Here is a 22,039-nt window from a genome sequence, read left to right on the forward strand (position 1 = left end):
AGCGCTTAAAGCTACGGGCCCCGCCTTCATCTACTACCAGAGCCTTTCTAAAGTCCTTTACCTGCGCGATTAACTCATTACTATAAAGCAACTTGCCTTATACCGGCGCCCGTGCCTGCGGTCTGCTAAAACCTAAAGTCATCTTTTGGGGGCTAGGGGCAGCCGGTAGCTTCGGGCCCTTTCTACTTTCAAACGCCCTAGGCTCATGGCTCCTTTTCTACATCGGCTCGCTGTATTATTTGGTCATTGCTTTTGCGGCAGCGCCGGGCCGGCCGTTAGGGCGGTGTGGCTGGCGGGCCTGGTGTTGGCGCTGCTGCCGTCGTGCAGCCGGGCCGCGTATGTGTTCAGCCCCGGCCCCCGCGCCTACCTGGACGCCGAGCGGGCGGCGCCCTCCGTGCCCGCTGCGCCCCGGGCCGACGCCGGCCCCGATTCGCTGCCGGCTGCCAAAGGCCAGCCCGCCCAGGCGCCCGCCCGGCGCCCAGCCCGGCGGCTCCGGCCCGCCGCAGCCAGGCGCGTAAGCGGCGCCCGGCCGGCCTGGGCGCCCTCCCTGGCCGTTAAAATCGCAACCAAGCGCCTGGCTAAGCTGGCGGCCGCACCCCGCGCCCCGCGCAATACGGCCATTTTGGGCGGCGGCATGGGCGCATTCAGCTCGCTGGGCACGGGCATTACGCTCATGGTGGGCGGGCTGCTGGCCCTGCTCGTCGGCATCAGCATCAGCACTAATTTAATAGGAGCCATTTTCGGCTCGTTTTTTATTGTAGCCGGTTCGATAATGCTCGCAATTGGGCTGGCACTGCTAATCATAGGCCTGATAACCAGATGATAGCCAAGGCTACGCATTTTTATTCGGCAGCCTACCCCAACCTCTAACCCTGCGCTGCCCGCCGCCGTATAAGCTCCACAATCCCACCTTCACCTTTTCAATCATGGACGTTAACAACAATAGCGTAAACGACAACACGGAGCTGCGCGCCCGTGGCAACTGGAACGAAATCAAAGGTGCTGCCAAGCAGAAGTGGGGCCAGCTTACCGACGACGACCTGACCTACGATGAAGGCAAGCAGGACGAGTGGTTTGGCAACCTTCAGCAGAAGACCGGCCACGCCATCGACGAAATCAAAGACTGGTTCTCCAAAACGTTCAGCGGCACGGACAACGACCCCAACCGCCCCTCGAACCAGAACCACTAAGGCCAGGGCGGGCTTCTTTGCCCTAGCCGTGTACGCCCCGCGCCCCTTCCGGCGCGGGGCTTTTTGCGTTTAGGGCCAGAGGCCGGCGGCCACGCGGTAGGTGTTGGCGTGGGCCTCCACGATGTCGGCAATTTTTTCGGAGTAGCCGCCGCCCATGCACACCACCACCGGCAGGCCGCGCTGGTGGCAGGCCCCTAGCACCAGCTCATCGCGGCGGCGGCAGCCTTCGCGGCTCAGGGCCAGGTGGCCCAGCTTATCGGTAGCCAGCACATCGACCCCGCTGAGGTAAAACACAAAATCGGGGCGCACCTGCTCGTCGAGCAGCGGCGGTAGCACCTCGGCGAGCTGGGCCAGGTACTCGGCATCGCCGAGGCCATCGGGCAGGGCCAGGTCGAGGTCCGAAACTTCCTTGCGGCCGGGGAAGTTGCGCGCCCCGTGCATCGAAAACGTGAACACGCGCGGCTCGTTTCGGAAAATGGCGGCCGTGCCATTGCCCTGGTGCACATCGAGGTCGATGATAAGAACCTGGCGCACCCGGGCCGCCTCGTGGGCCAGCAGCCAGTTGGCCGCCACGGCCTGGTCGTTGAGCAGGCAAAAGCCCTCGGGCCGGCCGGCAAACGCGTGGTGCGTGCCCCCGGCAATGTTCAGGGCCACGCCGCCGCTCGCCAGCGCCCGCTGCGCGCAGCCAATGGTGCCGCCCAGCAGGGTCATTTCGCGCTCGGCCAGGGCGGGGCTCCACGGAAAGCCGCTGGCCCGCTCCTCGGCCCGTGTGAGCTGGCCGTGCAGCAGGCGGCGCACGTAATCGGCTTCGTGCGTGCGCAGTACCTCGGCCAGCGGCGGCGGCGTGGGAACAAAGAAGTCGCTGGCCGTGGTTGTACCCTCGTGCAGCAGCTGCTCGGGCAGCAGCTCATACTTCAGCATCGGAAAGCGGTGGCCCGGCGGCAAAGCCAGCAAGTAGTTCGGGGCAAACGCTATTTCCATCGAGGGCAGGCGGGCACAGCCGCCAGAAATAAGATTAAACGCAGACGACTGGCCCCGCCAAAGTGTTTCGTTAGTTCGGCGATGCGCCAGGCCTAGTTCGTCGTTTTCAACCCGATAGTGAGCGAATAGTTAGTTAATTAGCCCGCCCTGCTAATCCATAAAGCAGCCGGCTCCGTACTTTTGTCTTCTCACTCTGCTTTTTTATAACTCTTCCCCTCCTACTGCGCCTTACCCCGTTGCTACGATGGCCTCTCCGCACATTAGCTCCTCCCGCCGCTCTTCCGTTTCTTCCCATTCTTACCGCCGCTCCTCCTTCAACGGCGCCAAGCAGCTGGAAGCTGCCGGCGCTACCACCCGGCGAACGTTGGTTTTGATAGGGGTATTGGTAGTGGCGCTGGTAGTAACGCTAGGGGTGGTAGCCTTCCACCTGGTGGGGGGCGGCAAGTAGCCCCGGGCTGCTACTCATCGAGCAGGCTGCCAAAGATGCCGCCGAGGGCGGTGCCGCTTTCCTTGCGGGCATTGCCGCCCCAGGGGGCTAGCGCCTGAATGAGTTTTTTAACGGGCATCGACTGAATCCAGACGCGGCCGGTGCCGCGCAGGGTGGCTAGCAGCAGGCCCTCGCCCCCAAATATCATCGACTTGAGGCCGCCCGCGCGGGCCACGCTGAACTCGATGCCCGGCTCAAAAGCCACCACGCAGCCGGTATCTACGCGCAGCAGCTCATTATTCAGCCGCTTTTCGATGATGGTGCCGCCGGCGTGCACGAAGGCCTTGCCGTCGCCGGTAAGCTTTTGCAGAATAAAGCCCTCGCCGCCAAACAGGCCGGCCCCCAGCTTCTGGTTGAAGTGCAGGCTGATTTGGGTGCCCCGGGCGGCGGCCAGAAAGCCATCCTTCTGCACAATCAGCCCCTGGGGCAGCGTGCTCAAATCGACGGGAATAATGGTGCCGGGATAGGGCGCCGAAAACGCCACCCGGCTTTTACCGTAGCTGCCCCGGTGCGTGAAGTGCGTAAGAAACAAGCTCTCGCCCGTAATCAGGCGCGTGCCCGCCGAGAAAAGCTTGCCCAGGATGCTCTGGTCGGGCGCAGAGCCGTCGCCCATCTTGGTTTCAAACGCAATGGCCTCGTCCATGTACACCATGGCGCCGGCTTCGGCAATCACGGTTTCCTGGGGGTCCAGTTCTATTTCGAGCACCTGAATGTCGGAGCCGAGAATACGGTAGTCAACGTCGTGGGAGCGCACGGGCAAAATGGGCTGGGGTGAGGCGCAAATGTAGCGCCAGCCCCTTTTACGCCCGCCCGGCCCACAGGCCCGCCGGAAACCGGCTTGCAGGCACCGCGCCCGCCCTGTTTGCCGCCGGCCGCGGGGCGGGCGCCGGGGCTACTCGGGCAGCTCGCGGCGGGTTTCGGCGGCTTCGTCGGCCTCGTTGCCCACGCTTTTTTTGCGCTTGGCCTCGCGGCTGGTGCGCTTCATAAAGTCCTCGTCGGTTTCTTCGGGCTCTTCCTCCTGGCCATCGGCTACGGGGAAGTTTTCGGCGTCTTCGCGGGCTAGCCGGGCGGCTTCGGCCGCGCTCTTGGCCTGCGCCTCTTCGCCAAACTGGCCCTCGCGGTGCACTATTTTTTTGTCGCGCACGTGGCGGCCCAAAAACTTATTTATTTCTTCGATGGAGTAGTTGGACGTGATTTCCCCGAGCGGGTTCACGCCGATTTCAAAGCCCTCCAGCTCTTTGTGCACGCGGGCTTTCTTCTCCGGTTCGGGAGCTTTTTGCTTGGGTTTGGTGGGTTTTTTAGCCATGAGAAGTACGAACTGATAAGAATAACAGCGCCGGGAGCGCGCACCGACGAGCAAAAGGCCGCGCCATACTGCATACGGCGCGGCCCAAGCCTAGGGTTTAACGTTGCTGTGCCAGCGTGGGCCGGCCAGCGCCTGGGCAGCAGGGCCTGGGCTATGCCCATCTCCGCTGGCCGGGCTGGCAAATGGCGAGGCCGGCCGCCTGGCGGGCTCGCTACGAGCGGCGCCCGGGCATAGTCTGCCCCGGCTTTCGGGCAGGCGCTGGCAGCGGCGGGCTACCGGCCCTGTGCAAGCAATAGCCCCCGGCTACCCGCAGCAGCACACCCGTGTTGAAGTATGCCCCATTTTTTTAGAATTGCTCAAGAAGGCAAAAAAATCGGGCTTTTATTGCACTTCTGTAAGAAAAAGTTATTGTTTCTCAATAAGGGAAAAAGGGTTAAAAGTGGCCGTATTACATTTGCAACTGCTTGATTATTAAGACTAATAATCAAGCAGCGGCATTACTATTTTGTCCTGTTACTTCTTCAATTTATCCTTTTTCTCGCTTATGAAAAACAGTCTACATCGTGGCCGTAGCAGCAAGCTTCTTGCTGGCTACCAACGAGCTAAACACTCTTGGCGACGTCTTTCGGCGGTGGCAGCCTTTGGCTTATCGCTGGTGAGCCAGCTACCGGCCCAGGCGCAGTTTCCCATCAACGAGCCTTTCACGGGGTCTACGGCCCCAAGCTTTACCCTAGGTGGCAAGGCAACGCTTACAGGCACAACTACCACGCCTGGCTACCTGCGCCTGACGGATAATACCACTAACCAAGCTGGCTACGCTATTCTAAACGGCAGCTTTGCCTCGCCGCAGGGCTTTAGCATCTCCTTTGAGTTTTTCACTTACGGCAGCACGAGCGTGGCGCCGGCCGATGGTATTAGTGTATTCTTGATTGATGCGAACGGCACTGACCCTAAAACAGCCGGGCAGTTTGTTATCGGCGCCTATGGGGGCTCGCTGGGCTACGCGCAAAAAACGGCCGCCAGCGGCTCCGTAACTACTGATATCAACGGCGTAACGAAGGGCTACCTCGGTATCGGCCTTGATGAGTACGGCAACTTTGCCACGTCGAGCGAAGGCCGCGTAGGGGGCTACACGACGACGACGACGACGGGCACTACCAACACGACGACCCTGGTGCCGCAGTCGGTTACGCTGCGCGGCCCGGGCACGGGCACGTCCAACTACCAGTACCTGACCAGCAGCGGCACGCTCCCCTTCGACCTGAGCGTGGCCACTACCCGGGCGCAGGCAGGCACCGCCGATTATCGCAAAGCGTATATTTACGTTGTTCCCTCAAACGGGGCCTATACCGTTACCGTGCGGATTCAGCACGGCACTACCGTCACGACCACCACGGATTCTTATCCGATAACGACCCCGCCGGCTAACCTGCGCATCGGGTTTGCAGCCTCTACCGGGGCCTATACCGACATCCACGAAATTCGCAACCTGGCCATCCTCAACAACCCCTATGCGGTGGATGACGCGGCCATAACGAAGTACAATACGGCCGTTACCCTCAGCGTGCTGAGCAATGATAAGGGCATTGGGGCCACTATCAACCCCGCAACCGTAGACCTGGACCCTAGTACCCCCGGTATCCAGTCTAGCTACACGGTGGCCAACCAAGGCACCTTCACGGTTAACTCGCAAGGCGTGGTGACGTTTACGCCCGTTACTGGCTATGCCGGCCTCGTAACGCCTATTCCTTACACGGTTAACGACATTCTGGGGCAGACCTCGAACCCGGCCAACATCACCATTCGGGTAACCGGGGCCGATGTAGCCACCAGCGTGAGCGGCCCGGCTTCGGCTAGCCCCGGCGCGACGGTAACCTACACCGTTTCGACAACCAACATTGGGGTTGAGCAGGCGACCAACATCAGCCCCACCTTGCAGCTGCCCGCCAACCTGACCATCCCGGCTTCGGCCAACTATACGTACAATACAACGTCGGGCCTGGTGACGTTCAGCCAGACGACGCTTACGTCGGGGGCGGCTGTCAGCAACACTATCTCGTTTGCGGTACCAAGCTCCGGCACCACGAGTATTGCAACTACCGCGGGCTACACCTACGGCACCAATTTCGCAGTGCCCGACCCGGTAATCACCAATAATACGGCCTCCCTTACCACCGTTGTGGTAGGCCCCGTAACCGTGGCGGCGGTATGCGCCACTCCGGGCAAAGACGGGGTTGGCTCCTTAACCACTGCCGGGCCTAACACCTACTATTCCGGCACTTCCGTATCTGCTGTAACCACCGCGGCGAATACTACTGTTTCGGTAATAGGCGTGAGCACGATAGTAGGCACCACTCCGGTAGCAGCCGGCGACTTGGTGCTGGTGATGCAGATGCAGGGCGCAACTATTGATAACGGCGCGAGCAGCAGCACTTACGGAGCCGTTAGCGCCAGCAGCAGCACCGCGGGGCAGTATGAGTACGCAGTGGTAGCCAGCGTGAGCGGTTCGCCTATTACCTCTATTACCCTGAACAGAGCGCTGACCAATACGTACAGCACCGGCACCAATCAAAATTTCCAGGTTATCCGTGTTCCTCAGTATTCTTCACTCACTATCAACGGCATCTTAACGGGCACGGCCTGGAATAGCCAAACGAAAGTAGGGGGCGTGCTGGCCCTGGATGTTGCCGGCTCCACCACATTTTCGGGCACCGCGGGCCTGAGCATGACGGCCAAAGGCTTTGCCGGCGGCGGTGGCGTAAGCTATGGCGGTAATACTATCAACGACCAAACACTTTACGCCACTCCTACCAGCGTAACGGCCCACGGGTCGAAAGGCGAAGGCATCGCCGGCACCCCCGTAAACTTCTACGACGGCACTACCACGATAAAGACCACGGGTACGGGCTACCCCACCGGCGACAACAACCGGGGGGCGCCGGCTAATGCTGGTGGTGGCGCACAGGATTTCACTCCCCTAACCAATGCGGGCAACAGCGGCGGCGGCGGCGGCGCCAACCTGGTGGCCGGTGGCCGGGGCGGCAATGGCTTTGGCTCGGCTAATGCGGGCACTAGCTTCGGTATAGGGGGGCGGGGCTTTACCACGGGCTCGGCTTCTACCCTCATAATGGGCGGCGGCGGCGGCGCCGGCTCGACTGATAACGGGGCGGCAACAGCTTACCTGAGCAGCGGCGGCATTGGGGGCGGCATCGTCATTTTCCGCACCGGCTCTGTAACGGGCACAGCAACAATCCAGGCTAGTGGTGGAGCTGCGCCCGCTGCTGGCGGGGCACTTGCCCAGGGCGGCGGCGGCGGCGGGGCAGGGGGCACTATCTTAGTGATGGCTACCTCTGCTACCGGCAATAACAGCCTCGCCGGTATAACCACCAACGCAATTGGTGGCAGTGGCGGCACCGTCAATACCGGCAACAACAGAAGCCCTTATGGCCCGGGTGGCGGCGGCAGCGGCGGCGTAGTTTATGCCAACGTGGCTCCGCAAACTGTTTCCGTAGCAGCTGGCGCTGCCGGGGTAACTTATTTGTCAAACGGCGGTGGCACGCAATCTTACAGCGCAGCTGCCGGCACGGCTATAACTTCGGCCACGAATACCGCTAACTTAAGCACGTCGGCAACGGCTACTAACACCATTGGTGGCGCTGGCTCGTGCATCCCAACGCTGGCCGTGGAGCTGACTACGTCTACGCCTAACGTCACCCGGTCTTCGTCGGCCAGCGCGCCCAACCCGGCTTCTTACACGGCTATTATTTCCAACACCGGCGGCACGGCGCCCAATACCAGCACCACGCTGACGATGGACCCGCTCTTTACCCTGGATAGCTCGTCGCCGGTTACGGTAAGCCTGACTGCGGCCGATGGCACCACGACTACGTTGGCAGCTTCGGCCTACACACTGGCCGGGGCGGGCACTAATGCGCCTGTCTTCAGCGGTATTACCATCCCGGCCGGCTCTACGCTTAAAATTTCCTACCGCGCCACTATTGCGAAAGCTGCCGTAAACGGTACTGTTTACCAGGCTAGCGGCGACGTAACATTCACCGACCCGACCCGCACTGCGGCCAATAGCACTGTTACCCCTAGCGGCAGCTTTGCAAGCGGTGGGGGCACCGCGCCAGGTAGCAACTATGCCACGACTACCAGCACGCTGGAAGACGTAACCATTGTGAACCCCCTGCCGGTTGAGCTGAGCCGCTTTGAGGCGCTGGCTGTGCGCCAGGATGCCCTGCTGACGTGGAGCACTGCTTCGGAGCACAACAACGACCACTTCACGATAGAGCGCTCGCTCACGGGCAGCGGCTTCGTGGCCGTGGGCACCGTGCGGGGCCAGGGCAACAGCGTAACAAACACCACCTACACGTTCACCGACAGCAATGCCGGCCGCCTGGCTTCTACCACGGTTTACTACCGCCTGAAGCAGGTAGACTTGGATGGCACGGCCTCCTACAGCCCGGTGCGCGCCGTGCAGTTTGCCACGGCCAAAGCCGCCGCCAGCCTCTACCCCAACCCCAGCCAGGGCCAGATTGTGCTCGACCTGAGCGGCCTGGCCCAGGGCACCTACTCGGTGCAGGTGCTCGACCTCACGGGCCGCGTGCTGCGCGCCCAGCAGGTGGGTGCCCAGGCCTCGCCCCTCGACCTGAGCGGCCTGCCCCAGGGTGCCTACCTGGTGCTAGTGCAAGGTGCTGGCGTGCGGCAGGCCTTGCCGCTGCTGCGCAACTAATAGCTGCTGGCTACCAGCAGCCATAAAAAAAGCCCCGCCAGAACTGGCGGGGCTTTTTTATGGCTGGCGAAGCCTTCGCCCAAAAGCCGGGCAGGTTGCGCAGCACTTCCAAAACCGGCAGTATCGGTACTGCACCAGGCCTAAAAAAGGGCCCCGACCTTGGTTGGTCGGGGCCCTTTTTTAGGCGTGCGAGGGCTAGCCCAAGCGCTCCACCGCCGTGCGCAGGCGCCGGGCTACCTCGCCCGTGCCCAGGATGGCCAGGGTTTCAAACAGGTCGGGGCCGGCGGCGGCGCCCGTCGCGGCCACGCGCAGGGCTTGCAATACCTGGCCGGGCTTCATGCCTTGGGCCTCTACCGTCTGGGTAAAGAGCGCTTTCAGCACCTCCGCGTTGGCGCTAGGCTCCGAATTATCGGGCAGGGCGTCGGCGTAGGCGGCCAGGGCCGCGCTCACCTGCGGGTTCCATTTCTTGGCTACCACCTGCTCGTCGTAGCTAGTGGGGGCTTCGAAGAAGTACCGGGCTTCCTGCCAGAAATCCTGCGGGAAGCTCACGCGCTCCTTCATCACGGCCACAATCTGCTCGGCCTTGGCCTGGTCGCAGGCCAGGCCGTGCTCGGCCAGGGCCCCTAGCAGGTAGGGCGCCAGCCCGGCATCCGATTTGGCGCGCAGGTAGTGCTCGTTGAACCACTTCACCTTGTTCTGGTCGAACTTGGCGGGCGACTTGCTCACGCGCTCAATCGAGAAAGCCTCAATCAGCTCCTGCATCGAGAAAATCTCCTGCGCCGTGCCGGGGTTCCAGCCCAAAAAGGCCAGGAAATTAACCAGCGCCTCGGGCAGGTAGCCTTCCTCGCGGTAGCCACGGCTCACGGTCGGCTCGCCGGTTTCGGCGTCGGTGCCGTGCCACTCCAGGGCAAATACCGGGAAGCCCAGGCGGTCGCCGTCGCGCTTGCTGAGCTTGCCGGTGCCATCGGGCTTGAGCAGCAAGGGCAGGTGGGCAAACTGCGGCATGGTCTTCTCCCAGCCCAGGTAGCGATAGAGTAGCACGTGCAGCGGCGCCGAGGGCAGCCACTCCTCACCCCGGATAACGTGCGAGATGTCCATCAAATGGTCGTCCACAATGTTGGCGAGGTGGTAGGTCGGCATGCCGTCCGACTTCATCAGCACCTTGTCGTCGATGGCGCTCGAATGCACCACCACCCAGCCCCGAATCATGTCCTGGAAGCGCACCTCCTCCTTGCGCGGCACCTTGAGGCGGATAACGTAGGGCGCACCGCTGTCGAGCAGCTGCTTCACCTCATCCTCGGGCAGGGTGAGCGAGTTGCGCATCTGGGCGCGCGTAATGCTGTTGTACTGCGGATTGGGCACCTTGGCGGCTTGCAGGCGCTCGCGCATGGCGTCAAGTTCCTCGGGCGTGTCGAAGGCGTAGTAGGCGTAGCCATCGCGGATGAGCTGGTCGGCATACTCGCGGTACATGGGCTTGCGCTCGCTCTGGCGGTAGGGCGCGTGCGGGCCGCCCTTCCAGGGGCTCTCATCCAGCTCAATGCCTACCCATTCGAGGCTCTCGCGGATGTAGTCTTCGGCGCCGGGCACAAACCGATTCTGGTCGGTATCCTCGATGCGCAGTATCATGGTGCCGCCCAGTTTGCGGGCCAGCAGGTAGTTGTATAGCGCCGTGCGCACGCCGCCAATGTGCAGCGGCCCAGTGGGCGAAGGTGCAAAACGCACCCGGACAGGTCGGTTACTCATAATGCCGCAAAGGTACGGCACTACTCAATCGCGTCCCCGGTAGCGCAGCCACAAAAACAAGCCCACCAGCGTAATGCCGCCCCGGATGCCCCAGGCCACACCAGGCCCCCAGGTATCAATCCAGGTCAGAAAAATGTAGTGAACGTTCGGGTTGATGAACGGCAGGGCCAATGACACCAACCCCACGAGCAGCATAGCAAGTCCAAGCTCTCTCATAAGAAAAGGGGAAACGCCCGTTGGCGCCTCCCCTTTGCGATGCCGCTAGCGGGTCTTTTGCACACGCGCAGCCTAGGCACCCACGGCAATGCAGGAAATCTCCACTTCCACGTCGCGCGGCAGGCGGGCTACCTCCACCGTTTCGCGGGCTGGGGCAGTGGCTTCGTCGAAGTACGTGCCGTATATCTGGTTAATTGTGGCGAAGTTGCCCAGGTCTTTCACGAAAATGGAGCACTTCACCACGTCGGTGAGGGCTAGCCCGGCGGCGGCCAGCACGGCCGTCAGGTTTTTGAGTACCTGGTGGGTTTGGGCGCTCACGTCGCCTTCGCCCACGAGCTGGCCGGCCGCGCTCAGCGGTATCTGGCCCGAAACGTACACGGTGTTGCCGGCCTTAATGGCTTGGCTGTAAGGCCCAATCGGCGCGGGCGCCTGGTCGGTCAGGATAATCTGGTGGGGCATGAGGAAGGAAAAAGAAGTTGTTTCAGGCTCCAAAGTAACGAAAGAAGCCGCCCCGGCTAGGGGCGGCTTCCGCGTTTTCAGGCTAGTAAGGTCCGCCTTACTCCACCGTTACCGACTTGGCGAGGTTGCGGGGCTGGTCCACGTTGCAGCCGCGCAGCACCGCAATGTGGTAGCTCAGCAGCTGCAGCGGAATCACCGACACGAGCGGCATCAGCACCTCCGAGGTAGCGGGCACTTCAATCACAAACTCGGCCATAGCCGGGATGGTCGTGTCGCCCTCCGTTACTACCGCGATAATGCGGCCCTTGCGGGCTTTCACCTCCTGAATGTTGCTTACCACCTTCTCATACGAGCTGTCTTTGGTGGCAATAACCACTACCGGCATGCTCTCGTCGATGAGGGCGATGGGGCCGTGCTTCATCTCGGCGGCCGGGTAGCCCTCGGCGTGGATGTAGCTGATTTCCTTGAGCTTGAGCGCTCCTTCCAGGGCCACCGGGAAGTTGTAGCCGCGGCCCAGGTACAGGAAGTTGGGCACGTCCTTAAACGTCTCGGCAATTACCTGAATCTCAGCGTCGAGCTTCAGAGCCTTCTCCACCTTGCTCGGAATGTTGTGCAGCTCGGTGGTCAGCTCGCGCAGCTTGGTATCGGATAGCGTGCCGCGGCGCTGGCCCATGCACATGGCCAGCAAGGTCAGCACCGTTACCTGGGCCGTGAAGGCTTTGGTCGAGGCTACGCCGATTTCGGGGCCGGCGTGGGTGTAGGCACCGGCGTCGGTGGCGCGGGCAATGCTGCTGCCCACCACGTTGCAGATGCCGAAAATGGTAGCACCCTTGCTCTTGGCCAGCTCCAGGGCGGCTAGGGTATCGGCCGTTTCGCCGCTCTGCGAGATGGCAATCACGATGTCGCGCTCCGAAATAACCGGGTTGCGGTAGCGGAACTCCGAAGCGTACTCTACCTCAACCGGAATGCGCGCCAGGTCCTCGATGAGGTACTCGGCCACCAGGCCGGCGTGCCACGAGGTACCGCAGGCCACGATGATAATGCGCTGGGCATTCACAAACTTCTGCTCGTAGGCCCGGAAGCCGGCCATGTTGAGGTGGCTGCCCCCTAGCTCGAGGCGGCCGCGCATCGAATCGAGGATGGAACGCGGCTGCTCGAAAATCTCTTTGAGCATAAAGTGCTCGTAGCCACCTTTTTCGATGCTGTCAAGCTCCAGCTCCAGGCGCTGGATGTAGGGCGTCTGCACCACGTCTTCGCGCGAGCGGATGGCTAGCTGGCCATCCTTGATAACAGCCAGCTCATAGTCGTTTACATACACTACCTCGTTGGTGTACTCGATAATGGGCGTGGCATCGGAAGCTACAAAAAACTCGCCTTCGCCGATGCCGATAACCAGCGGCGAGCCCTTGCGGGCGGCAATGAGTTGGTTGGGGGCATCCTTGCTCAGCACCACAATGGCGTAAGCACCAATTACTTCGTGCAGGGCCAGGCGCACCGCCTCTTCCAGGGTGCAGTGGTTGTTGGTTTGAATGTCCTCGATGAGGTTGACGAATACTTCCGTGTCGGTATCGGAGTGGAACACGTGGCCCTGCTTCTGCAAGTGCGTTTTCAGCGCCGCGTAGTTCTCGATAATGCCGTTGTGAATGATGGCAATCCGCTCCGAAGTGGAATAGTGCGGGTGCGCGTTCACGTCGTTGGGCTCGCCGTGGGTGGCCCAGCGGGTGTGGCCCATGCCAATGGTAGCGTGCGTGTCCTTATCGGCCAGGAAATTTTCCAGCTCCGCAACCTTGCCCTTCTTCTTGTATACACTCAGGCTGCCGTTGAGCAGGGCCACGCCGGCCGAGTCGTAGCCCCGGTATTCGAGGCGGTGCAATCCTTTAAGAATGATAGGGCAGGCCTCACGATGGCCCAGATAAGCAACGATACCGCACATGTGCAGGGAGAGTAAAAGTAGATGAACTAAATAATAGCCCGCTGCCTAGCTAGGGGCAGGGTGCCGGGCACAAGCAATTTTTTAGCCAAACAACCGTTAGCTGTCGAGCTTAGCTAAAACAGTACCGGCCGCCGGCTCCGCCCAAAGCGAGGCCAGCGGCCGGTACGGGATAATGCAAAGTTAAGAAGTAGCTCCCAACTAGGCGCGGGCCGGGAGCTTAGTTGGCAGCCAGCTCGTTGTAGAGGGCCTGGTACGAGGAGAGCAGATTTTCGTCGGCGGCCACCTGGCTGAGGCGGCTGTGGGCGGCGTACTCCTTGAACAGACCGTTCAGGTTGTCCGAAAAATCTTCGTCCGAGCGCACCACCGTGTCGGCGTACTCCATGCCCAGCTTCACGAAGCCCGAGAAATCGGCCGACTTGAGCGAAGTCAGCATCTGGTCGTCGATGTCGAGCATCTTGGCCTTATCAACCAGGTTGCCCTCAAATTTGTCTAGAAACTCGTTGTTGTAGACCGTAAATACCGACTTGGCATCCTTGAACACCGGGTCTTTCTTGTAGGTCGTTTTCAGGTACAGCGGGATGAGCGAAGTCATCCAGTCGTTGCAATGCACGATATCGGGCGACCAGCCGAGCTTCTTCACCGTTTCGAGCACGCCCTTGCAGAAGAAGATGGCGCGCTCGTCGTTGTCGAGGTAAAACTTGTCGTTTTTGTCGACCAGGGCCGACTTGCGGTGGAAGTAATCCTCGTTGTCGATAAAATAAACCTGTAGCTTCGCGGTCGGAATGGAAGCCACCTTAATCACCAGCGGCTTCTCGTCGTCGCCCACCGCAATGTTGATGCCCGAGAGGCGCACCACTTCGTGCAGGCGGTTCTTACGCTCATTGATGATGCCGAAGCGAGGCACAAAAATCCGGATTTCGGCGCCCGCCTCCTGCATACCCGCCGGCAGGCGGCGCAGCAGCTCCGCTACCTTCGTAGTCTGGAGGAAGGGGTCAATTTCGGTGGCCGCGTACAGGATGCGCAACTTCGACATAGCTAGTGAACTAAAGGATTTGAGAACGAGGCATAGATTGCCTCCACAAAATTACGCATTTTTTCGCGAATTTTCAATAAAATTTACCTGGCCTTATCGCTTTATTGTCTAGCTTAATGCACGTTTTTACTACCGCCGCCGACCTGCAATCCTTTGTGGAGGCTAGCCGGCGCGCCGGCCGGCGCCTGGGCCTGGTGCCTACCATGGGCGCCCTGCACGACGGCCACCTGCACCTGGTGCAGGCCGCTGCCGCCGACTGCGACGATGTGGTGGCCAGCATCTTCGTCAACCCCACCCAGTTCAATAACCCCGACGATTTACGTCTCTACCCACGTCTGCCCGAGCAGGATACGGCCCTGCTGGCCGGTGCGGGCTGCACGACGCTATTCATGCCCGATGTGGCCGAAATTTACCCGCAGCCCACCGTGCTGCGCTTCGACTTTGGGCCGCTGGAGCGCGTGATGGAAGGCGCCCACCGGCCCGGCCACTTCAACGGCGTGGCTACGGTGGTGAGCAAGCTCTTTCATATGGCCCGGCCGCACCGGGCATATTTCGGGCAGAAGGATTTTCAGCAGGTAGCCATTGTGCGCCAGCTTATTGCCGACCTTTCATTTGACCTGGAGCTGGTGGTGGCGCCCACGGTGCGCGAGGCCGATGGGCTAGCCATGTCGTCGCGCAACCGCCGCCTGAGCCCCGAGGCGCGGGCCGCGGCGCCCCTCCTGCACCAAGTGCTGACCCAGGCGGCCGGCCAGGTGCGGCAGGGTGTGGCGCCCACCGAAGTGCAGGCCCAAGCCCTGGCCACACTAGCCCAGGAGCCGCAGTTCACCCCTGAATATTTTGAAGTAGCCGATGCGCAGACTTTGCAGCCGCTAGCCCGTTACGAAGCCGGCCGGGCCGTGGTGCTGTGCGTGGCTGCCCACCTGGGCGGCGTGCGGCTGATTGACAATGTGGTGGTGGAATAACTGACGCAATAGCCTCTCCACTACGTTTGTCATTGCGAGCGCAACGACAGGTGGCTAGCCCCGCGCCTGGCCGTAGTCGATTTCGGTATTATCGCCAAGGTTAAGGCTGTGATTTAAGCCTTTGAAGGAAGCGTCGGAGCCTACGATGCAGTCGCTCATTACGGCCGAGCTAAGCTCGGAGTACGAGCCGATAATGCTGTCGCTGACGATGGTGTGGCGGATAATGGTACGGTCGCCGATGGCCACGTTGGGCCCGATGATGGCGTGCTCGATGCGGCAGCCCTGCCCGATGCTGACGGGCGGAATGATGACCGTATCCGGAAACTCGGGGTAGGCGCGCACCTGCCGAAACTCGGGCTGGTCGAGCAGGCGGGCGTTGGCTTCGAGCAGCGTTTCCTTGCGGCCACAGTCAAACCAGTTATCGACGGCGGCAGTGCGCATGGGCTCGCCTTCCTCGATGAGGTGCATGAGGGCATCGGTGAGCTGATACTCCTCGTGGGTGCGGCGGCCGGTGCTGATGAGCCACTCCAGGGCCTCGGCCAGCTTCTCGGCATTGGCGATTTTGTAGAGGCCCACCAGGGCGTAGTTCGATTTCGGGATGCGCGGCTTCTCGACCACGCGGCTTACTTCGCCGGCGGCGTTGGTTTCGACCAGGCCAAAGAGGCTCGGCGTTTTTACTTCCTTGATGGCGAGCACCGTGCCGGGCTGGGCCAGCAGGGCGGGCAGGTCGACATCCACGATGGTGTCGCCGAGCAGGATGAGCACGCCGTCGGGGTCGTGGCGGAAGGTTTCGCGGGCTAGCCACAGGGCGTGGCCCAGGCCCTCGCGCGGCTCCTGCACCACGAACGTGACCTGCAGCTCGGGGTAGTGGCGGCGCACGTACTCCTCAATCTTATCGCCGAGGTAGCCGATGATGAACACAAACTCGGTGAAGCCGGCCCCGCGCAGGCGGTCCACGATGTGGCCCAGGATGGTATTGCCGGCCACCGGCACCAGGCTTTTGGGCTGGGTGTGGGTGTGCGGCCGCAGGCGCGAGCCGATGCCGGCAACGGGAATAACAGCTTTCATGGACTAGGGGGCAAAGGCAGGAAAAACAGAACCGTACAACCGTTGCGGGGCGACTGCGTACTTTGCGCCGGTCGGGCTCCATAACCGCCGCCGCTAGGCGCTAGTTACGGCCGTTCGATTATTTCTTTCTCACCGCTGGGCCTCAAAGCTAGAAACCAGCACTTAGAAACCATTCACCCTATGAAACGCCTTCTTCTCTACTTCGCCGCGATGGTGACGCTGCTCTCGCAATCGTCGTGCGGCTACAACGGCATGGTGCAGCGCGACCAGGCCGTTAAAGGTCAGTGGGCCAACGTACAAAGCGCCTACCAGCGCCGCTCCGACCTCATTCCTAATCTTGTGAACACGGTAAAGGGTGCGGCTAATTTCGAAAAGTCAACTCTCGAAGGCGTTATCGAAGCGCGCGCCAAAGCCACCAGCGTGCAGCTCTCGGCCGACCAGCTGACGCCCGAAAACATTCAGAAATTTCAGGCCGCGCAAAGCCAGCTTTCTTCCGGGCTAGGCCGCCTGCTGGCCGTGAGCGAGAACTACCCCGAATTGAAAGCCAACGCCAATTTCCAAGAGCTGCAAGCCCAGATTGAGGGCACCGAAAACCGCATCAACGTGGAGCGCAACAAGTTCAACAGCACCGTGAACGACTACAATACCTTCACCCGCTCGTTCCCGAACAACCTATTTGCCGGCATGTTCGGCTTCCCGCCCAAAGGGTACTTTGAAGCCGACGCCTCGGCCAAGGAGGCGCCGAAGGTGGACTTTGGCGACATGGGCGGCGCCCCGGCATCGGGTGGCAACACGCCGGCGGGCAGCAAGTAGCCGTTTAGCTGCCGATTACTTAATTCGTCTGTCATTGCGAGGAGGAACGACGAAGCAACCCTTCCTGATTCGTTCACCAACGGAAGGAAAGATTGCTTCATCGTTCCTCCTCGCAATGACAGACGTTTTGTTCCCCCTCCTTTCCCCATGACCCACCCCCTCACCCCTGCCCAGGAAGAGACGCTGGTGGCCGCCATTAAGGCGGCCGAGCTGCGCACGTCGGGCGAAATCCGGCTGCACCTCGAAGAAAAATGCCCCACGCCCGAGCCGCTCGACCGCGCCGCCCAGGTGTTTGCCGAGCTTAAAATGCACCACACCAAGCTGCGCAACGGGGTGCTGTTTTACCTGGCCTGGCAAACGCGGCAGTTTGCCGTGGTGGGCGATGCGGGCATCAACGCCTCGGTGCCCGACGATTTTTGGGAAGATGTGAAGGAAACCGTGGTCAATCACTTTCGGCAGGAGCAGTACGTGACCGGCCTGGAGCGCGGCATCCGGCTGGTGGGCGAGCAGCTGCGGCAGCTTTTTCCCTACAATGCGGCTACCGATGTAAACGAGCTGGACGACGATATTTCTTACGGCGACGACGCCCCCTCCCCTACCCCTGGCCGATGAAAAACGCCCTTACTTTTCGGCTGCGCAGCCCCGCCGGCTGGGCTTGGTTGCTGGCCTTGTGGCTAGGCCTGGCCCTGGCCGCCCGGGCCCAGAACGTGCCCCCGCGCCCCGACCCGCCGCGCCTCGTCAACGACCTGGCCGGGCTGATGCAGCCCCAGGAAACGGCCGCGCTTGAGCAAAAGCTGGTGGCCTACGACGACAGCACGTCGTCGCAGATTGCGGTGGTTACCGTGCCCTCGCTCGATGGTAACGACATTGCCGACTATGCCCAGAAGCTGTATGAAGCCTGGGGAATTGGCCGCAAGGGCAAGGACAACGGCATTCTGGTACTAGTGGCCAAGCAGGAGCACCTGGCGCGCATCCAGACCGGCTACGGCCTCGAAGGCGCCGTGCCCGACGCCTTGGCCAAGCGCATCATCAGCAACACGCTGGTGCCCGCTTTCAAGGAGAACAACTATTATGCGGGCCTCGACCGGGGCACCGACCAACTCATTGCCCTAGCCAAGGGCGAATACAAGGCTGACCCCGCCGACGCACAGCGCCGCCAGGGCAGCCGCGACCGCTCGGGCTCGGGGCCGGGCTTCTGGATAATTATTGCCGCGCTGGTGCTGATTTTCATCCTGCGCTCGCGCGGGGGCGGCGGCCGGGGCGGGCGCGGCGGCGGCTTCGTGCCGCCTATCATCTTCGGCGACTTTTCGGGTGGCCGCGGCGTGTTTGGCGGCGGAGGCGGGGGCTTCGGCGGTGGCGGAGGCGGAGGCTTTGGGGGCTTCGGCGGCGGCAGCAGCGGCGGCGGCGGGGCCAGCGGCAGCTGGTAGCAGTAGAGTAATAGCCCTTCGACTATAACCCACTCGCTAAAATTTGACTACGCCTCATCAATTGATAAGAATCGAAATAAGTAGTAATCCAAACAGTATGGCAGCAACTAAATAAATACCCCGTCCATGCTTAGCGGTACTGGCCAGTAGTAAGTTCAGCAACGCGCCGACCCCTAGCAAAACAATGGCTGCCATAATGTACCTTGCTCCCTCTCGCTCGTTTTTTTGAGCGGCAAGCACTACTAATCCTATAATTATTAACCATACCCCTCCATTTAACCACAACGGCCGGCTATAACCTGGCGGATAAGAGCGTTCGGGCTGGTTGGTCAAGTTTTTAATGGGCTGCGTAGTAGTCACTAAGATAACGTTTGTTTTACGTGCCTGCTACTCCTCCTTACTAAGAACCTCTTTATAAAATGGCCGCTCGTAAAAGGGCCGCAGCAACCGCACTACCTCCAGCGCATCGGCCAGGGCCTCGTGGGCTACGTGGGGCTCGGCATCGCCGGCGCGGGCCTGGCAGATGAGCATGGACGGCAGCCGCGAGTCTTTGTGCCAGTTGAGGTAGAAGGCGGCCGGGTCGAGCACGGCGGGCTCGGCCCGCACCAGGGTGCCCCAGCCGGGCAGCTGGCGCAAAAAAAGCAGGTCGAAGGTACCCACGTTTTTGCCGGCCAGCGTGATGGACACGCAGTCTTTCTTATCGGGTTTGAAGCCGTTGGCGAGCAAGAATTCGCGCAGCTGGGCCAGCACTTCCTCGGGCCGGCAGATGTCGGGCGCGTTGGCCTTGCTTTTATCGGCCAATTCCACTAGCAGGCGGGCATTGAGGGCCAGCGCACCGGGCGTGCCCGTCAGTTCGCGGTAGCGCAGGGCACGGCGGAAGGCCGGCAGCTCGGCCAGCGGCGTGGTGGCGGTGCGGCGGGTATCTTCGACCACAGCCGCCAGCTCCAGTATCTGGTGGCGCAGCGGGTCGGAGCCGCTCATTTCAAGGTCTAGCGAGACGTAGCGCACGGGATGCGTAGTAAGAGTAAGGGGAGTGCCGCCGGGCTGATAGCCCGGCGGCACTCCCCTTACTCTTATTGGCCCTTACTCGTTATTCCCAGCGCAGGTCGAGCAGGCGCAGCTGCAAGCTGCGCTGTCCCCGAAACTCGTTCATTTCCAGCGTATAGCACACGCTAAATTCGGCATCGGGCATCTCCAGCAGGCGCGGTAAATAATGCCCTAGCCCAAAGCCAATGCCCTCAAGTACCAAACCCGGCGACTGGCCGGGCTGCATGAGCCTGATTTTGAGGTGGCCCGCATGGCCCACCGGCCGCACCGAGCCCGGCACCGCCCGCACCCGGTGGGTAGCAAAAATGGGCGCCGGGTTGCCCGGCCCAAACGGCTCCAGGCGGTTGAGCTGCAGCAAAAATTCTTCGGTAAGCTGCGTAAAATCCAGCTCGGCATCAATCTCGACCGGGCGCACCGGCAGCTGGCCCACGGGCAGGCGGGCCGCCACTTCGCGCATAAACTGCTCCTTGAAAGCCGGCACATTCTCGATGGGCAGGGCTAGCCCGGCCGCCGCCTTGTGGCCGCCAAACTGCCGCAGCAGCGGCGCGCAGGCCTCCAGCACCTCGTGCACGTCGAAACCCGCCACCGAGCGAGCCGAGCCCGTGGCCAGCCCATCGCGCTCGGTGAGGATGACGGTGGGCCGGTAGTACTGGTCGAGGCAGCGCGAGGCTACAATGCCCAACACGCCCTGCGGCCAGTGCGGCTGGTAGAGCACCGTGGCGGGCGCCGTGGCACCGTCGGGGTCTTCGGCAATGAGGGCCAGCGCCTCCTGGGTGGTGCGCGCGTCGGAGAGGCGGCGCTCCTGGTTCATGTGGTCGACCACCTCGGCGGTGTAGCGGGCCTCCTGCTGGGTCGAGGCCAGCAGCATGTTCACGGCGCGGTGGGCATCGCCCATGCGGCCGGCCGCGTTGATGCGCGGCGCAAAGCCAAACACCAACGAGCTGAGGCTCAGCGGCCCCTGGCGCGGGGTGGCCAGCTCGTGCAGCGCGGCCAGGCCGGGGCGCAGGCCCTCACCGGCCGTGTCGGCCGGCGCCGGGGCTAGCGGGGCGGGGCCATCCAGGGTATCGGCCGAGGCCAGAGCCGAGGGCTGGGGCGCGGCAAAAGCCGCCGCCTGCGTCACGTTGAAGCGGCGCAGGCCGTGGGCGGCCAGCACGCGGTTTTCGCCCGTAATGGGTACTACATCGGCCGCGATGCTCACCGTCACGAGGTCGAGCTGCGCATAGAGCGGGGCTAGCGGCAGGTTGTATTTTTCCGTGTAGGCTTGCAATAGCTTAAAGCCTACCCCACAGCCCGATAGCTCAGGATACGGGTAGCTGCAATCGAGTCGCTTGGGGTCGAGCACGGCCACGGCGGGCGGCAGCTCGTCACCGGGCAGGTGGTGGTCACAAATGATAAAATCGAGGCCTAGCGTGTTGGCATACGACACCTGCTCCACGGCTTTCACGCCGCAGTCGAGGGCCACTATCAGGCTAAAGCCGTGCTGCTGCGCGTAGTCCACGGCCTGCATCGAGATGCCATAGCCCTCGCGGTGCCGGTCGGGGATGTAGGGCTGAAAGCGGCTCTGCTCCTCGGGCGTGTCGAGGCTCTCAACCAGCGGGCGTAAAAAGCTGATTATCAAGGCTACCGACGTGATACCGTCTACATCATAGTCACCCAGCACCAGTATCTTTTCGCCGCCTTCGAGGGCGCGGTGCAGGCGGGCTACGGCACGGTCCATGTCGCACATCAGCCAGGGCGAGGCCAGCTTGGCCAGGTCGGGCTCAAAAAAATCGTGGGCGGCGGCGGCGGTCGTAATGCCACGCTGCACCAGCAGGCGGGCCAACACCGGGCTGATGCCCAGCGCCTGCCCTAGCCCGGCCACCGTGGCGGGGTCCGGTTCGGGCGCGATATTCCAGCGCTTTAGGGGTATAACAGCCATAAATATTTCAGACAAGGATAGCCCCAAAAGTACACAAAAATTAGCCGCCGTACCTTCGCCGGGCCTCCTTCCCCTCCGCCATGCGCCGTCTCCGCGAGTTTTACCAGCGCTACCGCCAGTATATTTTGTCCGATGGGCTGATGTACGTGGTGTTCATTCTGGCCCTGGCCCTGATGTTTGTGTTTTTTGGGTAGCCTACGTCGCTGGCGGTTACTGAATACCCGCATTCTACCACAGCCTTATGCGCAGCCGCCCGCTCGCCGGCCGGCGTGAGGCCCCAAAGCGGGTTGGCGCAGCAGGGAGAGCCTAATGGGTTGAGGCGAGCTTCACTTCCATCAGATTAGGGGTTTCGCGCACAATGCGGAGCGAAGTGCCACGCAGGGCCACGCGCAGGGCCTGGCGCCGCGTGAGCCGGCCGCGCACCGGCTGCACCGGCACATTCACCAGCTTTTTATCGGTGTAGCGGATGTAGCAGCCCGTGGCGTGGGCAATGGCGCGAGCCGTTTCATCGAAGCGCTGGGCGGGCAGGTTATATACCACCTCCATGTCGCAGCGGCCCATTTTGATGAGGGCATTCGCTGGCGGCCCCTGGGCCGGGCGCTGGGCGCCAACAAAACCAGAAGCGGCCGAACTGGCCACAACCACCTGGGCAAGAGCCACCAGGCAGGCAATAAGACGGGTAGAAAGCATGCGTGAAAGTAACTACGCCTAGGGAAAAGGA

At 61.9% G+C, this 22,039-nt stretch carries 20 protein-coding genes; 8 read left to right on the plus strand and 12 right to left on the minus strand.

Features of this window, described 5'->3' with window-relative positions:
- Positions 1–205: 205 nt before the first annotated feature.
- Both Q5H89_RS05575 and Q5H89_RS05580 read left to right on the plus strand, forming a co-directional pair.
- The gene (locus Q5H89_RS05575; RefSeq protein WP_305018313.1) at positions 206–823 is read left to right on the plus strand and encodes a hypothetical protein; all 618 of its coding nucleotides are present in this window, start codon (positions 206–208) and stop codon (positions 821–823) included.
- 103 nt (positions 824–926) lie between these two features.
- On the plus strand, positions 927–1,190 hold the full coding sequence (locus tag Q5H89_RS05580) for a CsbD family protein (RefSeq protein ID WP_305018314.1): 264 nt from the start codon (positions 927–929) through the stop codon (positions 1,188–1,190).
- A gap of 69 nt (positions 1,191–1,259) precedes the next feature.
- On the opposite strand, the gene Q5H89_RS05585 is transcribed toward Q5H89_RS05580, so the two are convergent.
- Positions 1,260–2,171, minus strand: a complete 912-nt coding sequence (locus Q5H89_RS05585; RefSeq protein WP_305018315.1) for a histone deacetylase family protein — start codon at positions 2,169–2,171, stop codon at positions 1,260–1,262.
- A gap of 244 nt (positions 2,172–2,415) precedes the next feature.
- Between Q5H89_RS05585 and Q5H89_RS05590 the strand changes: the two genes are divergently transcribed.
- Positions 2,416–2,619: a hypothetical protein gene (locus Q5H89_RS05590; RefSeq protein ID WP_305018316.1), complete on the plus strand. Its 204-nt coding sequence runs from the start codon at positions 2,416–2,418 to the stop codon at positions 2,617–2,619.
- Between the two features lie 10 nt (positions 2,620–2,629).
- Here Q5H89_RS05590 and Q5H89_RS05595 read toward each other — a convergent pair whose 3' ends face one another.
- Complete coding sequence (locus Q5H89_RS05595) at positions 2,630–3,412, minus strand: TIGR00266 family protein (protein ID WP_305018317.1); 783 nt, start codon at positions 3,410–3,412, stop codon at positions 2,630–2,632.
- 138 nt (positions 3,413–3,550) lie between these two features.
- Positions 3,551–3,964 (minus strand): hypothetical protein, encoded by a 414-nt coding sequence (locus tag Q5H89_RS05600; RefSeq protein ID WP_305018318.1) that lies wholly within the window; start codon positions 3,962–3,964, stop codon positions 3,551–3,553.
- Positions 3,965–4,619: 655 nt separating this feature from the next.
- Between Q5H89_RS05600 and Q5H89_RS05605 the strand changes: the two genes are divergently transcribed.
- Positions 4,620–8,699 (plus strand): T9SS type A sorting domain-containing protein, encoded by a 4,080-nt coding sequence (locus Q5H89_RS05605; RefSeq protein WP_305018319.1) that lies wholly within the window; start codon positions 4,620–4,622, stop codon positions 8,697–8,699.
- A 195-nt stretch (positions 8,700–8,894) separates the two neighbouring features.
- On the opposite strand, the gene gltX is transcribed toward Q5H89_RS05605, so the two are convergent.
- The 5 genes from gltX to Q5H89_RS05630 form a co-directional block, all read right to left on the minus strand.
- Positions 8,895–10,442 carry a glutamate--tRNA ligase gene (gene gltX / locus Q5H89_RS05610; protein WP_305018320.1) on the minus strand — a complete coding sequence of 516 codons (1,548 nt, stop codon included), beginning with the start codon at positions 10,440–10,442 and terminating at the stop codon, positions 8,895–8,897.
- 24 nt (positions 10,443–10,466) lie between these two features.
- Positions 10,467–10,658 (minus strand): hypothetical protein, encoded by a 192-nt coding sequence (locus Q5H89_RS05615; RefSeq protein WP_305018321.1) that lies wholly within the window; start codon positions 10,656–10,658, stop codon positions 10,467–10,469.
- Positions 10,659–10,730: 72 nt separating this feature from the next.
- Positions 10,731–11,117 (minus strand): Rid family detoxifying hydrolase, encoded by a 387-nt coding sequence (locus Q5H89_RS05620; RefSeq protein ID WP_305018322.1) that lies wholly within the window; start codon positions 11,115–11,117, stop codon positions 10,731–10,733.
- A 97-nt stretch (positions 11,118–11,214) separates the two neighbouring features.
- Positions 11,215–13,050, minus strand: a complete 1,836-nt coding sequence (gene glmS, locus Q5H89_RS05625; protein WP_305018323.1) for a glutamine--fructose-6-phosphate transaminase (isomerizing) — start codon at positions 13,048–13,050, stop codon at positions 11,215–11,217.
- 217 nt (positions 13,051–13,267) lie between these two features.
- On the minus strand, positions 13,268–14,083 hold the full coding sequence (locus Q5H89_RS05630; RefSeq protein WP_305018324.1) for a glycogen/starch synthase: 816 nt from the start codon (positions 14,081–14,083) through the stop codon (positions 13,268–13,270).
- A gap of 116 nt (positions 14,084–14,199) precedes the next feature.
- On the opposite strand from Q5H89_RS05630, the gene panC reads away from it, so the two are divergent.
- Positions 14,200–15,045: a pantoate--beta-alanine ligase gene (gene panC / locus Q5H89_RS05635; protein ID WP_305018325.1), complete on the plus strand. Its 846-nt coding sequence runs from the start codon at positions 14,200–14,202 to the stop codon at positions 15,043–15,045.
- A 54-nt stretch (positions 15,046–15,099) separates the two neighbouring features.
- Here panC and Q5H89_RS05640 read toward each other — a convergent pair whose 3' ends face one another.
- Complete coding sequence (locus Q5H89_RS05640) at positions 15,100–16,113, minus strand: sugar phosphate nucleotidyltransferase (RefSeq protein ID WP_305018326.1); 1,014 nt, start codon at positions 16,111–16,113, stop codon at positions 15,100–15,102.
- A 180-nt stretch (positions 16,114–16,293) separates the two neighbouring features.
- Here Q5H89_RS05640 and Q5H89_RS05645 point away from each other — a divergent pair, with 180 nt between their 5' ends.
- The 3 genes from Q5H89_RS05645 to Q5H89_RS05655 all read left to right on the plus strand — a co-directional run bounded on the left by Q5H89_RS05645 (position 16,294) and on the right by Q5H89_RS05655 (position 18,353).
- Complete coding sequence (locus Q5H89_RS05645; RefSeq protein WP_369810639.1) at positions 16,294–16,926, plus strand: LemA family protein; 633 nt, start codon at positions 16,294–16,296, stop codon at positions 16,924–16,926.
- A gap of 147 nt (positions 16,927–17,073) precedes the next feature.
- A complete protein-coding gene (locus tag Q5H89_RS05650; RefSeq protein ID WP_305018327.1) occupies positions 17,074–17,538 on the plus strand; it encodes a TPM domain-containing protein in 465 nt (154 codons plus the stop codon).
- Positions 17,535–18,353, plus strand: coding sequence for a TPM domain-containing protein (locus tag Q5H89_RS05655; protein ID WP_305018328.1), 819 nt, complete (start codon positions 17,535–17,537; stop codon positions 18,351–18,353). The genes Q5H89_RS05650 and Q5H89_RS05655 overlap by 4 nt, the downstream gene beginning before the upstream one ends.
- 387 nt (positions 18,354–18,740) lie before the next feature.
- On the opposite strand, the gene Q5H89_RS05660 is transcribed toward Q5H89_RS05655, so the two are convergent.
- The 3 genes from Q5H89_RS05660 to Q5H89_RS05670 form a co-directional block, all read right to left on the minus strand.
- Entirely contained in the window at positions 18,741–19,361 is a 621-nt protein-coding gene (locus tag Q5H89_RS05660) for a hypothetical protein (RefSeq protein ID WP_305018329.1), read from the minus strand.
- An 82-nt stretch (positions 19,362–19,443) separates the two neighbouring features.
- Complete coding sequence (gene recJ, locus Q5H89_RS05665) at positions 19,444–21,318, minus strand: single-stranded-DNA-specific exonuclease RecJ (protein ID WP_305018330.1); 1,875 nt, start codon at positions 21,316–21,318, stop codon at positions 19,444–19,446.
- Between the two features lie 306 nt (positions 21,319–21,624).
- Complete coding sequence (locus Q5H89_RS05670) at positions 21,625–22,008, minus strand: STN domain-containing protein (protein ID WP_305018331.1); 384 nt, start codon at positions 22,006–22,008, stop codon at positions 21,625–21,627.
- Positions 22,009–22,039 lie beyond the last annotated feature (31 nt).

The organism is Hymenobacter cheonanensis (assembly GCF_030581075.1).
GTDB lineage: Bacteria > Bacteroidota > Bacteroidia > Cytophagales > Hymenobacteraceae > Hymenobacter.

Bases quoted from the DNA above. Each gene is read 5' to 3' on its own strand.
- Q5H89_RS05575 (WP_305018313.1), top strand. From the start codon at position 206: ATGGCTCCTTTTCTACATCGGCTCGCTGTATTATTTGGTCATTGCTTT.
- Q5H89_RS05580 (WP_305018314.1), top strand. From the start codon at position 927: ATGGACGTTAACAACAATAGCGTAAACGACAACACGGAGCTGCGCGCC.
- Q5H89_RS05585 (WP_305018315.1), bottom strand. From the start codon at position 2,171: ATGGAAATAGCGTTTGCCCCGAACTACTTGCTGGCTTTGCCGCCGGGC.
- Q5H89_RS05590 (WP_305018316.1), top strand. From the start codon at position 2,416: ATGGCCTCTCCGCACATTAGCTCCTCCCGCCGCTCTTCCGTTTCTTCC.
- Q5H89_RS05600 (WP_305018318.1), bottom strand. From the start codon at position 3,964: ATGGCTAAAAAACCCACCAAACCCAAGCAAAAAGCTCCCGAACCGGAG.
- gltX (WP_305018320.1), bottom strand. From the start codon at position 10,442: ATGAGTAACCGACCTGTCCGGGTGCGTTTTGCACCTTCGCCCACTGGG.
- Q5H89_RS05615 (WP_305018321.1), bottom strand. From the start codon at position 10,658: ATGAGAGAGCTTGGACTTGCTATGCTGCTCGTGGGGTTGGTGTCATTG.
- Q5H89_RS05620 (WP_305018322.1), bottom strand. From the start codon at position 11,117: ATGCCCCACCAGATTATCCTGACCGACCAGGCGCCCGCGCCGATTGGG.
- glmS (WP_305018323.1), bottom strand. From the start codon at position 13,050: ATGTGCGGTATCGTTGCTTATCTGGGCCATCGTGAGGCCTGCCCTATC.
- Q5H89_RS05630 (WP_305018324.1), bottom strand. From the start codon at position 14,083: ATGTCGAAGTTGCGCATCCTGTACGCGGCCACCGAAATTGACCCCTTC.
- panC (WP_305018325.1), top strand. From the start codon at position 14,200: ATGCACGTTTTTACTACCGCCGCCGACCTGCAATCCTTTGTGGAGGCT.
- Q5H89_RS05640 (WP_305018326.1), bottom strand. From the start codon at position 16,113: ATGAAAGCTGTTATTCCCGTTGCCGGCATCGGCTCGCGCCTGCGGCCG.
- Q5H89_RS05645 (WP_369810639.1), top strand. From the start codon at position 16,294: ATGAAACGCCTTCTTCTCTACTTCGCCGCGATGGTGACGCTGCTCTCG.
- Q5H89_RS05650 (WP_305018327.1), top strand. From the start codon at position 17,074: ATGACCCACCCCCTCACCCCTGCCCAGGAAGAGACGCTGGTGGCCGCC.
- Q5H89_RS05655 (WP_305018328.1), top strand. From the start codon at position 17,535: ATGAAAAACGCCCTTACTTTTCGGCTGCGCAGCCCCGCCGGCTGGGCT.
- recJ (WP_305018330.1), bottom strand. From the start codon at position 21,318: ATGGCTGTTATACCCCTAAAGCGCTGGAATATCGCGCCCGAACCGGAC.
- Q5H89_RS05670 (WP_305018331.1), bottom strand. From the start codon at position 22,008: ATGCTTTCTACCCGTCTTATTGCCTGCCTGGTGGCTCTTGCCCAGGTG.